At 74.5% G+C, this 17,937-nt stretch carries 17 protein-coding genes; 7 read left to right on the top strand and 10 right to left on the bottom strand.

Annotated elements, in window-relative coordinates:
• From alaS to rpsD, 4 genes are all read right to left on the bottom strand, one after another.
• A partial coding sequence (alaS, locus tag IDM29_RS07405) for an alanine--tRNA ligase (RefSeq protein WP_188037365.1) occupies positions 1 to 2,509 on the bottom strand: 2,509 nt, incomplete at its 3' end.
• A gap of 102 nt (positions 2,510 to 2,611) precedes the next feature.
• Positions 2,612 to 2,968 carry a hypothetical protein gene (locus IDM29_RS07400; protein WP_182111197.1) on the bottom strand — a complete coding sequence of 119 codons (357 nt, stop codon included), beginning with the start codon at positions 2,966 to 2,968 and terminating at the stop codon, positions 2,612 to 2,614.
• Positions 2,968 to 3,327 carry a DUF948 domain-containing protein gene (locus IDM29_RS07395; RefSeq protein WP_182111198.1) on the bottom strand — a complete coding sequence of 120 codons (360 nt, stop codon included), beginning with the start codon at positions 3,325 to 3,327 and terminating at the stop codon, positions 2,968 to 2,970. The genes IDM29_RS07400 and IDM29_RS07395 overlap by 1 nt, the downstream gene beginning before the upstream one ends.
• 125 nt (positions 3,328 to 3,452) lie before the next feature.
• On the bottom strand, positions 3,453 to 4,079 hold the full coding sequence (gene rpsD, locus IDM29_RS07390) for a 30S ribosomal protein S4 (protein ID WP_182111199.1): 627 nt from the start codon (positions 4,077 to 4,079) through the stop codon (positions 3,453 to 3,455).
• A gap of 438 nt (positions 4,080 to 4,517) precedes the next feature.
• Between rpsD and IDM29_RS07385 the strand changes: the two genes are divergently transcribed.
• Complete coding sequence (locus IDM29_RS07385) at positions 4,518 to 5,420, top strand: type IV toxin-antitoxin system AbiEi family antitoxin domain-containing protein (RefSeq protein ID WP_182111200.1); 903 nt, start codon at positions 4,518 to 4,520, stop codon at positions 5,418 to 5,420.
• A 391-nt stretch (positions 5,421 to 5,811) separates the two neighbouring features.
• On the opposite strand, the gene IDM29_RS07380 is transcribed toward IDM29_RS07385, so the two are convergent.
• Positions 5,812 to 7,101 (bottom strand): replication-associated recombination protein A, encoded by a 1,290-nt coding sequence (locus IDM29_RS07380; RefSeq protein ID WP_375372397.1) that lies wholly within the window; start codon positions 7,099 to 7,101, stop codon positions 5,812 to 5,814.
• 188 nt (positions 7,102 to 7,289) lie between these two features.
• Here IDM29_RS07380 and IDM29_RS07375 point away from each other — a divergent pair, with 188 nt between their 5' ends.
• Both IDM29_RS07375 and IDM29_RS07370 read left to right on the top strand, forming a co-directional pair.
• On the top strand, positions 7,290 to 9,521 hold the full coding sequence (locus IDM29_RS07375; RefSeq protein ID WP_182111202.1) for an MMPL family transporter: 2,232 nt from the start codon (positions 7,290 to 7,292) through the stop codon (positions 9,519 to 9,521).
• Positions 9,522 to 9,529: 8 nt separating this feature from the next.
• Positions 9,530 to 9,856, top strand: coding sequence for a hypothetical protein (locus IDM29_RS07370; RefSeq protein WP_182111203.1), 327 nt, complete (start codon positions 9,530 to 9,532; stop codon positions 9,854 to 9,856).
• Between the two features lie 3 nt (positions 9,857 to 9,859).
• Here IDM29_RS07370 and IDM29_RS07365 read toward each other — a convergent pair whose 3' ends face one another.
• Positions 9,860 to 10,606 (bottom strand): N-acetyltransferase, encoded by a 747-nt coding sequence (locus IDM29_RS07365; protein WP_182111204.1) that lies wholly within the window; start codon positions 10,604 to 10,606, stop codon positions 9,860 to 9,862.
• A 47-nt stretch (positions 10,607 to 10,653) separates the two neighbouring features.
• A complete protein-coding gene (gene aspS / locus IDM29_RS07360; RefSeq protein ID WP_182111205.1) occupies positions 10,654 to 12,498 on the bottom strand; it encodes an aspartate--tRNA ligase in 1,845 nt (614 codons plus the stop codon).
• Between the two features lie 127 nt (positions 12,499 to 12,625).
• Between aspS and IDM29_RS07355 the strand changes: the two genes are divergently transcribed.
• Both IDM29_RS07355 and IDM29_RS07350 read left to right on the top strand, forming a co-directional pair.
• Positions 12,626 to 13,090 (top strand): PPOX class F420-dependent oxidoreductase, encoded by a 465-nt coding sequence (locus tag IDM29_RS07355; RefSeq protein ID WP_182111206.1) that lies wholly within the window; start codon positions 12,626 to 12,628, stop codon positions 13,088 to 13,090.
• Positions 13,091 to 13,152: 62 nt separating this feature from the next.
• Positions 13,153 to 13,350 (top strand): hypothetical protein, encoded by a 198-nt coding sequence (locus IDM29_RS07350; protein ID WP_182111207.1) that lies wholly within the window; start codon positions 13,153 to 13,155, stop codon positions 13,348 to 13,350.
• 7 nt (positions 13,351 to 13,357) lie between these two features.
• Here the strand turns inward: IDM29_RS07350 and IDM29_RS07345 are convergent, their stop codons facing one another.
• The 3 genes from IDM29_RS07345 to IDM29_RS07335 are packed head-to-tail and all read right to left on the bottom strand — an operon-like array spanning position 13,358 to position 16,553.
• Entirely contained in the window at positions 13,358 to 14,449 is a 1,092-nt protein-coding gene (locus IDM29_RS07345) for an Rv2578c family radical SAM protein (RefSeq protein WP_182111208.1), read from the bottom strand.
• Between the two features lie 41 nt (positions 14,450 to 14,490).
• On the bottom strand, positions 14,491 to 15,861 hold the full coding sequence (hisS, locus tag IDM29_RS07340; protein WP_182111209.1) for a histidine--tRNA ligase: 1,371 nt from the start codon (positions 15,859 to 15,861) through the stop codon (positions 14,491 to 14,493).
• 11 nt (positions 15,862 to 15,872) lie between these two features.
• Positions 15,873 to 16,553, bottom strand: coding sequence for an MBL fold metallo-hydrolase (locus tag IDM29_RS07335; protein ID WP_182111210.1), 681 nt, complete (start codon positions 16,551 to 16,553; stop codon positions 15,873 to 15,875).
• A gap of 177 nt (positions 16,554 to 16,730) precedes the next feature.
• Between IDM29_RS07335 and IDM29_RS07330 the strand changes: the two genes are divergently transcribed.
• Positions 16,731 to 17,525: a peptidylprolyl isomerase gene (locus IDM29_RS07330; RefSeq protein WP_255491518.1), complete on the top strand. Its 795-nt coding sequence runs from the start codon at positions 16,731 to 16,733 to the stop codon at positions 17,523 to 17,525.
• The coding region (locus tag IDM29_RS07325; RefSeq protein WP_223148075.1) for a hypothetical protein at positions 17,522 to 17,937 on the top strand (416 nt) is incomplete at its 3' end. The genes IDM29_RS07330 and IDM29_RS07325, both read left to right, overlap by 4 nt.

The following is a 17,937-nucleotide window of genomic DNA, read 5'->3' as shown; positions in this document are numbered from 1 at the left end:
CGGCCGCGCGGGCCGCCGCGTTGGTCGCCACGAGCACGACCGGGCGGCCCTTCGCGACGCCACCGACGGCGACGACAGCCGGGTCCTCCCCCAGCCGTCCGCGCACGTCGAGCGCGAGGGTCCGCAGGTCGTCGGCGGAGCCGACGTCGCCCGCGTCGTACGCGGCCACCCGCGTCCCGCCCACGGTCCGGGCGCCCTCCGCGAGGCCCGCCGCCGCGGCGAGCAGGCGCCCCTGGCGCAGCGCGGCGAGCTCCTTCTCCGCCTCGCGCAGCCGTGCCACGACGCCCGCGACGCGCTCGGGCAGGTCCTCGGGGCGCACCTTCAGGGTGTCCGTCAGGGCCGCCACGAGCGCCCGCTCCTGTGCCAGGTGGTGGAACGCCTCGATGCCGACGAGCGCCTCGACGCGGCGCGCACCCGAGCCGACGGACGACTCGCTCGTCAGCGCGATGAGGCCGATCTGGCTCGAGTGGTCGACGTGCGTGCCGCCGCAGAGCTCGCGCGACCACGGGCCGCCGATCTCCACGACCCGCACCTGCTCGTCGTAGGTCTCGCCGAAGAGCGCGATCGCGCCCCACGCCCTCGCCTCCGGCAGCGTCATGTACTGCCAGGACACGCCGAGGTCCTTGCGGATCGCGCGGTTGGCGACCTCCTCGACCTCGCTGCGGGCCGACGGCGACAGCGCCTGGTTCCAGGAGAAGTCCAGGCGCAGGTAGCCGGGCTTGTTGTAGGAGCCCGACTGCAGCGCGTCCGGTCCGAGCACCTCGCGCAGCGCGGCGTGCACGACGTGCGTCCCGGAGTGCGCCTGGCGCGCACCCAGCCGCCACTCGGGGTCGACCTGCGCGAGCACCTCGGTGCCCGGACCGACCTCGCCCTCGGCGACACGCACCGTGTGCACCACGAGGCCCTTGATCGGGCGCTGCACGTCGAGCACCTCGAGGCGCGCGCCGTCCGCCGTGATGACGCCCGCGTCGGACTCCTGGCCGCCGGACTCGGCGTAGAACGGCGTGCGCTCGAGCACGACGTCGACCGTCTCGCCCTCCTGCGCGCGCGGCACGACGGCGCCGTCGCGCAGCAGGCCGCGCACGGTCGAGGGCGTCGTGAGCTCGGTGTAGCCGGTGAACTCGGTGGCGCCCGCCTCGCGCAGCTCGCGGTAGCCCGTCGTCGTCGCCGCGCTGCCCTTCTTGGACTTCGCGTCGGCGCGCGCCCGGTCCCGCTGGGCCTTCATGAGGTCGCGGAAGCCCTGCTCGTCGACCGTCAGCCCCTGCTCCTGCGCCATCTCGAGCGTCAGGTCGATCGGGAACCCGTAGGTGTCGTGCAGCGCGAACGCCTGCTCGCCGGCCAGGCGCGTGCCGCCCTGCTTCTTCACCTGCGCGACGGCCGTGTCGAGGATCGTCGTGCCGGAGACGAGGGTGCGGCGGAACGCCTCCTCCTCCGCGTACGCGATGCGGGAGATGCGGGCGAAGTCCGTCTCGAGCTCCGGGTAGGAGAGCTTCATCGCGTTCATCGACGTCGGCAGCAGCGCCGGCATCGACGGCTCGTCGACGCCCAGCAGCCGCATCGCGCGCACCGAGCGGCGAAGCAGGCGCCGCAGCACGTAGCCGCGGCCCTCGTTCGAGGGCGTGATGCCGTCACCGATGAGCATGAGCGCGGAGCGCACGTGGTCGGCCACGACGCGCATGCGCACGTCGTCGTCCCGCTCGGCGCCGTAGCGGCGACCCGAGATCTCCGACGCCGCGTCGATGACCGGGCGCACCTCGTCGATCTCGTAGAGGTTGTCGACGCCCTGGAGCAGGTAGGCGACGCGCTCGAGGCCCATGCCGGTGTCGATGTTCTTCTGCGTCAGGTCGCCCACGATGTCGAAGTCGTCCTTGGCACGGACGCCGTCGATCGCGTACTGCATGAAGACGAGGTTCCAGATCTCCAGGAACCGGTCCTCGTCGACCACGGGACCGCCGTCGGCGCCGTACTGCGGGCCCCGGTCGACGTAGATCTCGGAGCACGGACCGGCCGGGCCGGGCTGGCCCGTGTGCCAGTAGTTGTCCTTCTTGCCGCGGCGCTGGATGCGCTCGTCGGGCAGCCCGGCGATCCGGCGCCAGAGCTGGGCCGCCTCGTCGTCGTCCTCGTAGACGGTGACCCAGATCTTGTCGGGGTCGAAGCCGAGGAAGCCGTCGGACTGCGAACCGGTGACGAGCTCCCACGCGTAGGAGATCGCCCCCTCCTTGAAGTAGTCCCCGAAGGAGAAGTTGCCGTTCATCTGGAAGAACGTGCCGTGGCGCGTGGTCTTGCCGACCTCCTCGATGTCGAGGGTGCGCACGCACTTCTGCACGCTCGTCGCGCGCTGCCACGGCGGGGTCTGCTGCCCGAGCATGTACGGGATGAACGGCACCATGCCGGCGATGACGAACAGGGTCGACGGGTCCGGCGAGATCAGCGACGAGCTCGGCACGACGGCGTGGTCGCGCTGCTCGAAGTAGTCGAGCCAACGGCGTCGGATCTCGGCGGTCCGCATGGTGTCCTCACGTCTGTGGCCGGGACGCGCCCGGCCGGGTGGTTCGGCCGACGTCGTCGGCTCCGGCGGTGGGCGGCGCGGGACCGCGCCGCCCGTCTCAGGTTAGAAGTCGTACAGGGGATCGTCGTCGTCGACGCGGCCCCGGGGGCGGTCCGCCGGCACGTCGCGCGGGCCGGCGAGGTAGCCCTCGCCCTGGCGGTCGCGTCGCTTGAGGACGGCGCCTGCGTCGCCCCCCTCGGGCTGGACGAGGAGCGTGGCGACGAGGTCACGCTCACGCGTCTCGAACGCGGAGCGGAAGGTCGCCAGCGCACCCTGGACGGCGGAGCCGGCGCGCTGACCGGCCTCCTCGACCTGCTCGGCGACGCCGGCCGGGGTGTAGCGCCGCGCGGCGCGGCGAGCCCGGTCGACGAGCACGACGGCGCCCGCAGCGCCCACCCCGATCCAGAAGAGGCGGCGCATCACTTGAACCGGGCCGTGAGGTCCGACAGCGCCTGGCGCACGCCGTAGGAGAAGGCCGCGACCTTGATGAGCGGCCCGCCGACGGTGGCGGAGACGAGCGCCGTGAGGGCCGAGACGTTCTGGCTGATCTCGGCCGCCGACGTCGTCATCGTGTCGACCTTGCCGAGCTGCGCGTTGGCGGAGGCGACGGTCGTCGCCGTCTCGTCGAGGACGGGCACCGTGTGGTCGGTGAGGTCCTTGACCGACTGCGTGGCGGCGTCGAACGTGCGGCCGAGCTTGACGAGCGGCACCGCGAGAACGCCCACGAGCCCGACGAAGGCGATCGCGGCGATGAGTCCGGCGACGTCACCGAGAGACATTGCGGGCGTCCTTCCTGAGGGGGGCGTGGGACCGGGACGACACTACCGGCCTTCGGGCCGCCGAACGACGACGCCCCGCACCCGGCGGCTGCCGGGGTACGGGGCGTCGTTCGTGCGGCGTGCGGTCAGCGCGAGTAGTACTCGACGACCAGCTGGACCTCGCAGGTCACGGGGACCTCGGCGCGCTTGGGGCGGCGCGTCAGCTGGCTCGAGAGCTTCTCGAGCTGGACGTCCAGGTAGCCCGGGACGGCCGGCAGGACGTCGCGGTGGGCACCGGCGGCGGCGACGCGGAACTGGTCGCTCGTCTGGCTGCGCGGCTTGATCTGGAGCGTCTGGCCCGGCTTCACCTGGAAGGAGGGGCGGTCGACGATCTTGCCGTCGACGAGCACGTGACGGTGCACGACGACCTGGCGGGCCTGGAGGATCGTCCGCGCGAAGCCGGAGCGGAGCACCAGGGCGTCGAGGCGGGTCTCGAGGTTCTCGACCAGCGCCTCACCGGTCAGGCCGGGGGTCTTGCGGGCGTCCTCGAACGCACGGGCCATCTGCTTCTCGCGCAGGCCGTACTGGGCGCGCAGACGCTGCTTCTCGCGCAGACGCACCGCGTAGTCCGACTCGGTGCGGCGACGGGCGCGGCCGTGCTCGCCGGGCGGGTAGGGCCGCTTCTCGAAGTGCTTGACGGCCTTGGGGGTCAGGGCCAGGCCGAGGGCCCGGGAGAGGCGCACCTGGCGGCGCGCGCGGGTCACAGAGGACACGTGGTACTTCCTGTCGTTGTCGTGGCACATCCCGCAGCGGACGGTCTCCGGCGGGTGTGGGACCAACCTTCGTGATGCGGCTGAGGTCCCCAGGGTGGCTGCCCGCGACGGGCAACCGGACAAGACTACCGCACCCCCGTCCCCCGCCCACCCTCGCCGCCCCACGCCGGCCCACGCCGCCCGACCACACCCGACCCGACCACGCCCGACCCGACCACGCCACGCCCCCCGCCACCCACCCTTCGCAGGTTTTGGCACCGATGTCGGTGCGCGGGCGCCCCGATCGGTGCCATAACCGGCGGTGGGCGGTGGGGCGGCGGTGGGGCGGCGGCCGCGACGGCGGGGGGCGGATCGGGTGGTCGCATCCACAGGGGTTGCTGTCCACAGCGGGCGGGGGCCCGCGCGCCGTCGTCGCGTCCAGGGCGGCACGGTGTGGCGATGGGACGACTCGCGCCGGGCTGGGCACCTCCGGACGCCCGTCGCCAGCTCGGGCTCTTCACGGTGCGACAGGCGTGGGCGGCCGGGGCCACGCCCGACCAGGTCCGGCGCCGGATCACGTCCGGCGAGTGGGTGCGCGTCCGCGGCGACGCGTTCGCCGCGAGCGGCACCGCACCGACGCCCGAGCGCCGGATGGTCTCGATCGGCCTGACCTGGCCCGACGCGGTCGCGTGCCTGGGCACCGCTGCCCGCTTCCACGGCCTGCCGGTACCCGACGACGTCGTCGACCACGCCCTCGTCCCACGTCGCCGCGCCTCCCGGCACAGCATCGCGACGCACCGCTACCCCCTCGGTCGCGGCGACGTGGAGTCGGTGGACGGGGCCCTTGTCACCGGTCGGACGCGCACGCTGCTCGACTGCGTCGGGCGCCTGCCGCAGGCGGACGCGGAGCGGCTCGTCTCATGGGCGGCGACGCGACAGCTGCTCTCGGCCGGCGTCCTCGAGCGGGCGCTGCGGGACGGGCCCTGGCGCTGGGGCAACACGCAGCGCCGCCAGGCGCTCGAGGACGTCCGGGCGGGCGCGCTCAGCGCGGCGGAGCGTCGGCTCCACCGCCTCCTGGACCGTCACGGACTCACGGGCTGGCGCGCGGACCACCCGATCCGTGACGCGTCAGGGATCATCGGCCGCGCCGACGTCGCCTTCGTCGCCGAGCGCCTCGTCATCGAGGTCGACGGGTTCCGCTATCACGCCGTCACCGAGTTCCAGGCGGACCGCGACAAGCAGAACCGCCTCATCGCGGCCGGTTGGTCCGTCCTGCGCTTCACCTGGCACGACGTCGTCGACCGGCCGCAGCACGTCGTCGCCCAGATCGCCGCCCTCCTCGCCACCCGCCGCCCCGGCTGACCCACCCCGCCGCACCGGCTGACCCACCCCGCCGCACCGGCTGACCCACCCCGCCGCACCGGCTGAATCGCCGGGCCACCGCCCGGCGGCCCCAGCCTCAGCCGCCCCGCGGACCCGGCCAGCCGCCCCGCCCACCCCCATCCGCCGCGTCGGCCTTGTGGCGCCGATCCGGCTGCGCCGGCGCTGGATCGGTGCCACAACTGCCCTGCGGGGGGTGGGCGACGCGGCGCGCACAGCGGGGCCGGCGGGAGGTGGCCGGAGGTGGCGGCGGCGCGGATCGGCGTCCCGGACCCGCCGGCCCGACGCGCCGCGGATGCGTTTTGGCACCGAATCGGGTGCGTCGGCGCCCGGATCGGTGCCAAAACCGGCTGGGCGGCCGGACGGGCGGGCGTCAGCGGTCGTGGAGGATCTGGCGGATGCGGGCCAGGCGGGCCGTGACGTCGCGCTCGTAGCCCCGGTCCGTGGGCTCGTAGTAGCGGGCGCCGTCGAGCTCGTCGGGCGCGTACTGCTGGGCCGCCACGGCGTGCGGCTGGTCGTGGGCGTACCGGTAGCCCTGACCGTGGCCGATCTTCTGCGCCCCGGCGTAGTGCGCGTCGCGCAGGTGGGGCGGCACCGTCCCGACCTTGCCGGCCCGGACGTCGGCGATCGCGGCGTCGATCGCCTTGTACGACGCGTTGGACTTCGGTGCCGTCGCCACGTGCACGACGGCCTCCGCCAGGATGATCCGCGCCTCCGGCATGCCGATGAGCGCGACGGCCTGCGCCGCGGCCACGGCGGTCTGCAGCGCCGACGGGTCCGCCATGCCGACCTCCTCGGCCGCCGCGATGACGATGCGTCGCGCGATGAACCGCGGGTCCTCCCCCGCCACGACCATGCGCGCCAGGTAGTGCAGTGCCGCGTCGACGTCGGAGCCGCGCATCGACTTGATGAACGCGCTGATGACGTCGTAGTGCTGGTCCCCGGCGCGGTCGTAGCGGACCGCCGCGACGTCGATGGCGCTCTCGACGGTCGCGAGGTCGACGACGGCGACGTCACCGCCCCGGTGCGCCTCGAGGGCCGCACCGGCCGCCGCCTCGAGGATGGTCAGCGCCTTGCGCGCGTCGCCGCCCGCGAGCCGCAGGAGGTGCTCCTCGGCGTCCTCGGCCAGCTCCACGCTCCCCCCGAGCCCGCGCTCGTCCGCCACCGCACGCCGGACCAGCGTGCGGACGTCGTCGGTCGTGAGGGGACGCAGGGTCAGCAGGAGCGAGCGCGACAGCAGGGGCGAGTTCACCGAGAAGCTCGGGTTCTCCGTGGTCGCCGCCACCAGCGTGACCCAGCGGTTCTCGACGCTGGGCAGGAGCGCGTCCTGCTGCGTCGTGGAGAAGCGGTGCACCTCGTCGATGAACAGGACGGTCTCGGCGCCGCCCGTCGCGAGGCGCCGCCGGGCGTCTTCGACGACTGCCCGCACGTCCTTGACGCCGGACGTCACGCCCGAGAGCTCGACGAACCGGCGGCCCGACGTCGCCGCGACGAGGTAGGCGAGCGTCGTCTTGCCCGTCCCGGGCGGCCCCCAGAGCACGACCGACGACGGCGCGGCACGGCGCGAGGCGTCGTCCGCGGGCTCGACGAGGCGCCGCAGCGGGGAGCCGGGCGCGAGGAGGTGCTGCTGGCCGGCCACCTCGGCGAGCACGCGCGGCCGCATCCGCACGGCGAGCGGTGTGCTGCTGCTGACGCCCGGGAGCCCCTGCCCCGTGGAGGTGGTGGCGTCGAACAGGTCCGTGCCCGGAGCCTACGCACGCGACCGGTGCCGGCGTGCCGCAGCCAGGGCCGGGACGCACCTCACGGCGGCTCGCGGTGCGTGGTGGTGCGCGAGCCTGGGATGCTGGCCGTGTGTTCGACACCCTCGGCCGCGTCATCGCGCGTCACCCACGTCGCACGATCGTCGTCTGGGCGGTCCTCGCCGTGCTCTGCTTCGCCCTCGCGCTCGTCGGGGTCGGCGGGCAGAACCTCTTCGAGCGCCTGTCGACGGGCGCCCCGCAGGTGCCGGGCTCCGAGAGCGCGCAGGCGGACGACATCCTCGCCGACGCCGCCACCACGGGGCCGAGCCTGACGCTCGCCGTCGAACGCATCGACCCGCTCGCGCCCGACGTCGCCGAGCCGCTCGCCGCGGCACGCGAGGAGCTGCTGGCGATCGACGGGGTCGGGGCCGTGATCGACCCCTACATGCTCCCGGAGGGCCCGCAGAGCCCGGCCGTCGCCCCGCTGCTCGCGGCCGACGGCGAGGGCTTCCTCGTCGTCGTCGAGCTCGAGCCCGACCTGAGCGAGACCCGCCAGGACACGGCGCTCGCCGAGGTGCAGGACCGGCTCGAGGGCCTCGTCGGCGCCCTGGCCGACGTCGACCCGGACGTCACCGGGCAGGTGGGCGGCACGTCCCTGATCTTCGAGGAGATCACGGGGCAGGTCGAGAAGGACCTCGCGACGGGCGAGGCCGTGGCGCTGCCCATCGCGCTGCTGGTCATGGTGCTCGTGTTCGGCGGCTTCCTGTCCGCCGCGATGCCCATGGCGGGCGCGATCGCCTCGATCGCCGGCGGCCTCGGCGCGGTCTACGGGCTGTCGCACTGGCTCGACATGGACTCCTCGGTCGTCAACGTCGTGACCCTGCTCGGCCTCGGGCTCTCCATCGACTACGGCCTGCTGATCGTGTCCCGCTTCCGCGAGGAGCTGTCCGCCCTCGACGAGCCCACCACCGGGCGCCGGCGCCGCGGGCGGGGCGACCCCGCGGTCGAGGCCGCCCTGCGCCGCACCATGCAGACGGCGGGGCGCACCGTGGCGTTCTCGGCGCTCACCGTGGCGATCTCGATCCTCGGCCTGGTCGTCTTCGAGCCGGCGATCCTGCGCGCCTTCGGCTCGGCGGGCGTCGCCGTGATCCTCGTGGCCGTCTCGACGGCCCTCACCCTCGTGCCCGCCCTGCTGGTGCTCGCGGGGCGCCGGCTCGTGCGCCCGGGCCTGATCAGCCGCGTCCCCGGCCTGCGCCGCGTCCTAGAGCGCACGGGCGACGTCGTCTCGGAGGAGGGCGTCTTCTCACGCCTCGCCGCGTGGGTGCAGCGCCGGCCCTGGCTCGTGCTGGTCGGGAGCATCGCGGTCCTGGGGCTGCTCGCGTCGCCGGCCGCGCACATGGAGCTCCGCAACTCCACGGTGGAGCTCCTCCCCCGCAACTCCGACCAGCGCGCGTACGTCCAGACGATCGGCGAGAACTACCCCGCCTCGGCGACGCCCGCGGTCGTGGTGGTCGCCCAGGGCCCGCTCGAGGAGGTCGCCGCGTGGGCCGAGGGCCTCGCGGAGCTGGACGAGGTCGCCTCCGTGGACCCGCCGGCGCCGACCGGCGCCTACGTGGTCGTGGGCGTCCGCCCGGACACCGACGACGCCGGCGGAGCGGTCGCCCGCGCCGTCGTCGACGAGGTGCGGGCCGTCGACGCGCCCTTCCCCGTCTGGGTCACCGGGCAGGCGGCCAACCAGATCGACTTCACCGGCGCCCTCGCCGACCGCGCACCGTGGGCCGCCGGCATCGTGGTGCTGGCCACCTTCGTGCTGCTGTTCCTCATGACCGGGTCGCTGGTCATCCCGCTCAAGGCGCTGCTGACCAATGCGCTCTCGCTGCTCGCCTCGCTCGGCGTGCTCGTGTGGGTGTTCCAGGACGGCCACCTCGCCGACCTGCTGCGGTTCACGCCGACGGGCGGGATCGAGACGTACGTCGTGGCGCTCGTCATCGCGTTCGGCTTCGGCCTCGCGATGGACTACGAGGTGTTCCTGCTCTCGCGGATCAAGGAGCTGTGGGACGGCGGTGCCACCAACGACGACGCCGTGCGCCTCGGGCTGCAGCGGTCCGGCCGGATCATCACGTCCGCCGCGCTGATCATCATCGTGGTGTTCGCCGGCTTCGTGGTCGGCGAGCTGCTGGTGATCAAGGAGGTGGGCTTCTCGCTCGCCGTCGCCGTGCTCATCGACGCGACCCTGGTCCGGATGCTGCTCGTCCCGGCCACCATGACGCTGCTCGGGAAGTACAACTGGTGGGCCCCCGGTCCCCTGCGGCGCCTCCAGCAGCGCGTCGACCTCGCCCACTGAGGAGTCCCGTGCCCACGCCCGAGACGCCACCCCGTTTCGGCGCCCGCCTGCTGCTGGCCGGCGTCCTGACGCTCTGGGCCGGGCTCCACGCGACCACCATGCTCGTCGCTGCCCTCCGCGGCGGGGAACCCCTGGACGCCATGCGGTGGTGGTCGACGGGGCTCGTCACCGCGGGCCTGGCGGCAGCCGCCGTGTGGGCGTGGAGGCGGGTCGCCACCGCACGCGGCTCGGGCGGCCCCCGGCCCGGCACGAGCGACGCGTCCGGTCCCACGGACGCCGGACGCCCCCGTCACCGCGGGTTCAGCGGCGAGATCGAGCCGCCGCGCCGCTGGTGAGCCTCAGGTCGGTGGGCGGCGCGCACCGAGCGGGCCGAAGGACGCGAACTCCGCCTCGGTGACGAAGCCCAGGCGCTCGTACAGGCGCCGGGCCACGTCGTTGTCGGCGAACATGCCCAGGGACACCCAGGTGGCGCCCTCGCGCAGGCCCGCGCGCGTCACCGCGGCCGTGAGGGCGGCGCCCAGGCCCCGGGACCGCGCCTCGGGCCGCACCCCGAGCCCGTGCAGGTGCCAGGAGTGGTCGTCGTCGTTCCGGCCGCCGCGCAGCGCCGCGCCGACGACGCCGACCAGCCGGTGGCCGTCGCGCACGCCGTACCAGGCGGCCTCCTCGTGCCCGAGCGGGTCGGCGGTCGTGCCGGGGTTCGCTGCGGCGAGGCACGCGCGGATCGCCGCGTCGTCGGCGCGCGGGTCCAGGCGCGCGACGACGTCCTCAGCGTCCGTGCGGGGCGGCTCCGCCTCGGTCGCCAGCCAGTCCCAGGTCGAGAACGGGGCGAGACCCAGGCGGTCCAGCACCGCGGGGTCGACGTCGTCGCCGCGCGGCAGGCTCATCCAGCCGACAGCCGTGTCCGCGCCGGCGGCGGACCGCCGCGCGACCCGGTCGCGCACCAGCTCGCGGGCCGCGTGCGCGTCGCCGCGGGCCAGGAGCGTCGTGCGCTGCTCGCGCACGACGGCGACGAGCACCGCGTCGCGCGGGTCGGGTGACGTCTCGACCTCGACTGTCGCCCAGCGCACCCGGTCGCCCAGGAGCATCCGGTCCTGGCGCCAGGCGGGGCCGAAGGCGTCGGCGCCGACCCCGGTCAGGCGCCCGCTCCCTGCGCGCCCTCCGCCGCCGGGCCGCCTCCGGCGGGGGACGGACGTCCGCCCACCGGTGCGTTCGCCGCCGCCTTGCCCTCGGGCTTCGCATCCACGCCGGCCTCCTTGCGCTGCTCGGCCGTGATGGGTGCCGGGGCACCCGTCAGGGGGTCGTAGCCGCCGCCCGACTTGGGGAACGCGATGACGTCGCGGATGGACTCCGAGCCGGTGAGCAGCGTGAGGATGCGGTCCCAGCCGAACGCGATGCCGCCGTGCGGCGGCGCGCCGAACGCGAACGCGTCGAGGAGGAAGCCGAACTTCTCCTGCGCCTCCTGCTCGCCGATGCCCATGACCTCGAACACGCGCTGCTGGACGTCCCGGCGGTGGATACGGATCGAGCCGCCACCGATCTCGTTCCCGTTGCAGACGATGTCGTAGGCGTAGGCGAGCGCGTTGCCCGGGTCCTCCTCGAACCGGTCGATCCAGTCCGGCGTGGGGGACGTGAAGGCGTGGTGCACCGCCGTCCACGAGCCACCGCCGACGGCGACGTCGTCGTCCTCGCCCGTCGGCTTGAACAGGGGCGCGTCCACGACCCACACGAACGACCACTGCGAGTCGTCGATGAGGCCGACGCGACGGCCGATCTCCAGGCGCGCCGCGCCGAGGAGCGCGCGCGCCTCGGACACCTTCCCGGCCGCGAAGAAGACGCAGTCGCCGGGGCTCGCGCCGACGGCCTGCACCAGACCGGCACGCTCGGCGTCGGACAGGTTCTTGGCGACCGGGCCGCCGAGCTCGCCGTCCTCGCCCACCGTGACGTAGGCGAGGCCCTTGGCGCCGCGCTGCTTGGCCCACTCCTGCCACGCGTCGAACGTGCGGCGGGGCTGCGAGCCGCCCCCGGGCATGACGACGGCGCCGACGTACGGCGCCTGGAACACGCGGAAGGGCGTCTCGCGGAAGTAGTCGGTGAGCTCGACCAGCTCGAGGCCGAAGCGCAGGTCCGGCTTGTCGCTGCCGTAGCGCGCCATGGCGTCGGCGAAGGTCATGCGCGGGATCGGCGTCGGGATCGTGTACCCGATGAGCTCCCACAGCGCGACGAGCACCTGCTCGGCCAGCGCGATGACGTCGTCCTCCTCGACGAAGCTCATCTCGACGTCGAGCTGGGTGAACTCCGGCTGGCGGTCGGCGCGGAAGTCCTCGTCGCGGTAGCAGCGGGCGATCTGGTAGTAGCGCTCCATGCCGGCGACCATGAGCAGCTGCTTGAACAGCTGCGGCGACTGCGGCAGGGCGTACCAGGAGCCGGGCGAGAGCCGGGCGGGGACGACGAAGTCGCGCGCACCCTCGGGCGTCGAGCGCGTGAGGGTGGGCGTCTCGATCTCCACGAAGTCCTGGGCGTCCAGGACGCGGCGCGCCGCCGCGTTGGCCTGGGCGCGCAGCCGCAGCGCGCGGGCCGGCGCCGGGCGGCGCAGGTCGAGGTAGCGGTACTTCAGGCGCGCCTCCTCGCCGACCGTCTCGTCGAGCGCAGAGGAGACCTGGAACGGCAGGGGCGCCGACTCGTTCAGGACGACGACCTCGGCGGCCGTCACCTCGACCTCGCCGGTCGCGAGGTTCGTGTTCTCGTTGCCCTCCGGGCGGCGGCCGACCTCGCCGGTCACCTGGAGCACGTACTCGTTGCGCAGACCGTGCGCGACGGCCTCGTCTCGGATCACGACCTGGGCGATGCCCGAGGCGTCGCGCAGGTCGATGAAGGCCACGCCACCGTGGTCGCGCCGCCGGTCGACCCAGCCCGTGAGCGTGACGGTCTGACCGATGTGCTCGGCTCGCAGGGAGCCGGCGGTGTGGGTGCGGAGCACGGTCGTCCTTCCAGACGGGTTCTGCGGTACGGGTGGTGCGCGTGGGCCGACGTCGTCGGGCCCCGACGAGTCTAGTGGCGGGCCACGCGGCAGACTGGCGCTCGCCCCACGTCACCAGGAGGAACCCATGGCCCGCCGCATCGCCACCGCCGACCGCGTCGACCGCGAGCAGCTGCTCGAGTTCCTGCGCCCGCGCCACCACGCCGTCCTGCTCACCCGCCGGCGCGACGGCAGCCCGCAGATGTCACCCGTCACCTGCGGCGTGGACGACGCCGGGCGCGTGGTCGTCTCGACCTACCCGGACCGCGCGAAGGCGGTCAACGCCCGCCGGGACCCCGCCGTGAGCCTGTGTGTGGTCTCGGACGACTGGGACCCGTGGGTCCAGGTCGACGGCACCGCCGAGGTGCTCGACCTGCCGGACTCCGTCGAACCGCTCGTCGAGTACTACCGCAACATCGCGGGCGAGCACCCGGACTGGGACGAGTACCGCCGGGCGATGGTCGACCAGGGCAAGTCGATCATCCGGGTCACGATCGAGCGGTGGGGCCCCGTCGCCACCGGCGGCTTCCCGGCGCGGCTCGCGCAGTCCTGACACCCGCGGACGGTTCGCCCCCAGGACGCGCGCGGTTCGCGGGCCGGACGCACCATGGGGAGATGAGCGAGCACACGAGCACGGGACACGACGCGACGAGCGAGCCGGGCGGGGCCGACGAGGTCGCCGCCGCGCACGGGGACGGCGCGTCGGCCGACACGGCGGGCATGGGCGACGAGGGCGTGGCCATCGGCCTGGGCGAGCCGTCCAGCTTCGAGCCGGAGGAGGACACAGCGCCCCTGCCGGACGAGCAGGGCTGACCGCGCCTCAGAAGAGCGCCGGCTGCATGGGCCCGACGTCGAGCGCGGCCGGGGCGCGGTCCGCGTCCCAGCCCGCCATGCTCCCGAGCGGGTACGAGCCCTCCTCTGCTCGCACGGCACCGTCGGCGGCCCGGTGGTCCGACGTCGCGAAGCCGTGGCGCTCCAGCAGCGGCCGCAGTCGCGCGTGCAGCCAGTCCTTGTACTCGGCGGAGACGTACGCGCCCGATCCGTAGAGCCTGCGGTAGCGACCCACGAGGTCCGGCCGCTCGGACGCGAGCCAGCGCAGGAACCACGGCTTGACCGACCCGCGCAGGTGCAGCGGCAGCGCCGTGACGCCGGTGGCGCCCGCGGCCGCGAGCTCGGTGAGGAGCGCGTCGAGGTGCTCGACGGAGTCCGTGAGCCAGGGCATGACCGGCGCGACGAGGACGCCGCACGGCAGGCCGGCGTCGCGCAGCGCACGGATCAGGTCGAGGCGCGCTCGGGGCGTCGGGGTGCCCGGCTCCACGGACTGCTGGAGCCCGGAGTCGAGCACCGCGAGCGAGATCGCCATGCCGACCGGCACGCGGCGCTGGGCCTCGGCGAGCAGGGGGATGTCCCGTTTGAGGAGCGTGCCCTTGGTGAGGATCGAGAACGGCGTACCGGACGACGCCAGCGCGTCGATGATCCCCGGCATCAGCCGGTAGCGGCCCTCGGCCCGCTGGTACGGGTCGGTGTTGGTCCCGAGCGCGACGTGCTCCCGGCGCCACGACGGCCGCGCCAGCTCCGCGCGCAGGACCTCGACGACGTTGGTCTTGACGACGATCTGCGTCTCGAAGTCCCGCCCCGCGTCGAGGTCGAGGTACTCGTGCGTGGGCCGGGCGAAGCAGTACACACACGCATGGAGGCATCCGCGCATCGGGTTGATCGTCCAGCGGAAGGGCATGGACGACGCCGCAGGCACCTTGTTGAGCGCGCTCCTGGCCGCCACCTCGTGGAACGTCACCCCGGCGAAGTCCGGCGTCCGCACGCTGCGGACGAGGCCCTGGAGGGCCAGGTCCGGGCGCGCGAGGTCAGGGAGCGCGCCGTCGTCGGCGCCGATCCGCTGGCCGTCCCACCTCATGCGAGGCAGTCGAACACGCGTTCGACCGCCTCGTCAAGCGGTCACTCCGTGGCGGCGACGCGCGGCAGCAGGTCCTCGGCGGGCGGGGCCCACACGGCGGCGTCGGCGTCGACCTGCTCGCCGCTGCGGATGTCCTTGACCTGGTCGACGGCCTGCGGCTCGGCGGAGGGGTCGGCCGGGAACCAGACGAACGGGATGCCCCGCCGGTCCGCGTGCCGGATCTGCTTGCCGAACTTCGCGGCCGCGGGCGCCACCTCGACCGGGATGCCGCGGGCCCGCAGCGCGACCGCGACCGCGTCGCTCGCCGCACGCGTCTCCTCGGAGGTGACCGCGACGAGCACCGCGCTCGGCACCGACCGCGTGGCACGGACGAGGCCGCCCGCGAGCAGGCGCGAGACCAGCCGCGAGACGCCGACCGACAGGCCGACACCCGGGTAGGTGTTCGCGCCGTCGGACGCGAGCGCGTCGTAGCGACCGCCCGAGCAGATCGACCCCAGGTCCTCGTGCCCCACCAGCACGGTCTCGTAGACGGACCCGGTGTAGTAGTCCAGGCCGCGGGCGATCTTGAGGTCGGCGACGATCACGCCGCGCGCGCGCCGCGCCGCCGAGGCCATGAGGGCGCCGAGCTCGGCGAGCCCTTGGTCGAGCAGCTCTCCCCCGGCACCGTGGCGCTCGGCGAGCCCTCGCACGTCCTGCACCACCGACTCGTCCTCACCGCGCACCGCGGCGAGCTCGAGCATCGCGGCCGCCTGGGCGTCGTCGGCACCCGCCTGGTCGCGCAGGAGCGTCGCGACGGCGTCGGCGCCGATCTTGTCGAGCTTGTCGAGCGAGCGGAGCACCGGCTCCACGTCCGCGAGGCCCAGGCCGAGCGCGAAGCCCTCCATGACCCGGCGGTTGTTGACGAGGATCCGCACGGGCGGCACGCCGACGTCGCGCAGCGCGGCGAACGCCTCCGCGATGACCAGCGGGAGCTCCACCTCCAGGTGATAGGGCAGCTCGCCCTGGCCGACGACGTCGATGTCCGCCTGCGTGAACTCGCGGAAGCGCCCCTCCTGCGGGCGCTCGCCGCGCCAGACCTTCTGGATCTGGTAGCGGCGGAAGGGGAAGGCGAGCTTCCCGGCGTTCTCGAGCACGTACCGCGCGAAGGGCACCGTGAGGTCGAAGTGCAGTCCCAGGCCCGCGCCCTCGCCGCCGGCGGCCGGGTCCTCCTGGAGCCGGTGCAGCGTGTAGACCTCCTTGGAGGTCTCGCCCTTGCGCAGGAGCTGGTCGAGCGGCTCGACCGCGCGGGTCTCGATGCCGGCGAACCCGTGGAGCTCGAACGTGCGCCGCAGGACGTCGAGCACGTGCTGCTCGACCAGGCGCTCCGCGGGGAGCCACTCGGGGAAACCGGACAGGGGTGTGGGACGGGCCATGGTGCCCGATCCTAGGTCGCGCGCAGGTACGGGTTGGTCGCCAGCTCCACCGCGATGGTCGACGTCCCGCCGTGCCCGGGGTGGATGACCGTCGCCGGGTCGAGGCGGGCGAGCCGGCTCAGGGTGCGCGCCATGGCGTCGCCGTCGCCTCCGGGCAGGTCGGTGCGACCCATCGTCCCCGCGAAGAGGACGTCGCCGGTCAGGGCAGCCGGGACCCCGTCGTCACCGGTCACGAGGTAGACGGTCGATCCCTGCGTGTGACCGGGGCTGTGCAGCGCTCGGAGCTCCACGGCGGCGTCGCCGCGGCCGACGACGAGCGGCACCGGCTCGCCCGGGTCGGCGGCGAAGGTCACGACGTCGCGCGGCGCCGGCGGCGCGCCGCCGGCCAAGGCTGCGAGCTGGTCACCGAGCGGTCCCAGGGACCCGAACGGGTCCTCGAGGCGGTACGCGTCCTCGACGTGCACGTGCACCGCGACGCCGAGGCGCTCCCCCAGCTGCGCCGCGTCCCACGTGTGATCGACGTGACCGTGGGTCAGGAGCACGCCCGCGGGCCGCCAGCCCTCCCGCTCGACGAGCGCGACGACGTCGTCGGCGACGCCCGCTCCCGGGTCGACGACCACGCAGCGGTCGTCGTCGACGAGCACGTGGCAGCAGGCGCCCAGCAGGGGGGCGACGAGGGTCCGCAGGATCACGTCCTCGAGCCTAGCCACGGACCGAGACCGGACCGTGACGTGCGGGGCCCCGTCCGCCGGGCTGAGGCGCTCCCCTGCTGCCTAGACTGTCCGCGGCCCGACGACGCGCGGGTGATCATGCGGCTCGGTCCCCGGGCCGCTCGTGCGGGCCCCCGCGCGCGAGAGACGGGAGTGGTGGTGGCGCCGAGCAAGCGCGAGCGGGAGTACGCCCGACGACGCCACGAGAAGTGGCTCGCCCGGCAGGCCGAGCTCCAGGCGCAGCGTCGCCGTCGGCGCATCATCACGGGTGCGGTGCTGGGCGCCGTGGCCCTCGTCGCCCTCGTCGCGCTCGTCGTCTGGAACAGCCAGAGCGCGGACGACTCGAGCAGGACGGGCACGAGCCCGACGCCCACCGCCGAGCCGACGACCACCCCGGAGCCGACGACGGCCGACGATCCCGCGGCGGCCCCGCCGGACCCGGCGCTCGCGGAGAACCGCACGTGGACCGGCCGGCTGACCACGACGGCCGGGGACCTGGTGCTCGAGCTCGACGGCGCCGCGGCGCCGCAGGCCGTCGCCTCGTTCGTCACGCTGGCGCGCGAGGGGTTCTTCGACGGCACCACCTGCCACCGCCTGACGACCACCGAGAGCGCCGGGATCGCCGTCCTGCAGTGCGGCGACCCGAACGGTGACGGCACGGGCGGGCCCGCGTACCGCTTCGGTCCGGTGGAGAACGCCCCCGCCGACGATGTCTACCCGGCCGGTACGGTGGCCATGGCGAGGACGGGCGAACCCGACAGCATGGGGAGCCAGTTCTTCCTCGTGCACGAGGACTCGACCATCCCCGCGGACAGCGTGGGCGGGTACACCGTGCTCGGACGGATCACCGAGGGCATGGACGTGCTGCAGTCCGTCGCCGATGCCGGCATCGCCGAGGGAACCGGTCAGACACCGGCGACCGAGGTCACCATCGAAGGAGTTGAGGTCCAGTGACCGAGCAGGAGCGCCCCGAGGGCACCCCGGAGACGACCACCGAGCCGCAGGCTCCGGTCGAGTCGCAGACCGAGACGCAGCAGGTGGCCGAGACGCCCGTCGAGGTGGTGGCGGAGACCACCGAGGCCACGGAGACCACCGAGGTCACGGAGGCCACCGAGGCCGCCGAGGTCACGGAGGCCGCCGAGGTCACCGAGACGGAGACGACCGGCGTCGCCGGCACCGACACGGAGACCCCGCTCGCCCAGGACACCGCGCCTGACGACGCGGCTGTCGCGGAGCCGGACGCGCCTGCCGCGGAGCCGGACGCGCCTGCCGCGGAGCCGGACGCGCCTGTCGCGGAGCCCTCCGAGGAGCCCGCGCCCGTCGAGGCGGCCGCGCCCGCGCAGGCCCCTGCGGCCGCCCAGGAAGC

The sequence above is a fragment of the Actinotalea sp. JY-7885 genome, from assembly GCF_014525465.1.
GTDB lineage: Bacteria > Actinomycetota > Actinomycetes > Actinomycetales > Cellulomonadaceae > Actinotalea.
This window is presented reverse-complemented; position numbering and strand designations above follow the sequence as displayed.

What these genes read in the sequence shown, in the direction of transcription:
- IDM29_RS07400 (WP_182111197.1), bottom strand. Translation starts at nt 2,968, where the DNA reads ATGCGCCGCCTCTTCTGGATCGGGGTGGGCGCTGCGGGCGCCGTCGTG.
- IDM29_RS07395 (WP_182111198.1), bottom strand. Translation starts at nt 3,327, where the DNA reads ATGTCTCTCGGTGACGTCGCCGGACTCATCGCCGCGATCGCCTTCGTC.
- IDM29_RS07385 (WP_182111200.1), top strand. Translation starts at nt 4,518, where the DNA reads ATGGGACGACTCGCGCCGGGCTGGGCACCTCCGGACGCCCGTCGCCAG.
- IDM29_RS07380 (WP_375372397.1), bottom strand. Translation starts at nt 7,101, where the DNA reads ATGCGGCCGCGCGTGCTCGCCGAGGTGGCCGGCCAGCAGCACCTCCTC.
- IDM29_RS07365 (WP_182111204.1), bottom strand. Translation starts at nt 10,606, where the DNA reads ATGCTCCTGGGCGACCGGGTGCGCTGGGCGACAGTCGAGGTCGAGACG.
- IDM29_RS07355 (WP_182111206.1), top strand. Translation starts at nt 12,626, where the DNA reads ATGGCCCGCCGCATCGCCACCGCCGACCGCGTCGACCGCGAGCAGCTG.
- IDM29_RS07350 (WP_182111207.1), top strand. Translation starts at nt 13,153, where the DNA reads ATGAGCGAGCACACGAGCACGGGACACGACGCGACGAGCGAGCCGGGC.
- IDM29_RS07345 (WP_182111208.1), bottom strand. Translation starts at nt 14,449, where the DNA reads ATGAGGTGGGACGGCCAGCGGATCGGCGCCGACGACGGCGCGCTCCCT.
- hisS (WP_182111209.1), bottom strand. Translation starts at nt 15,861, where the DNA reads ATGGCCCGTCCCACACCCCTGTCCGGTTTCCCCGAGTGGCTCCCCGCG.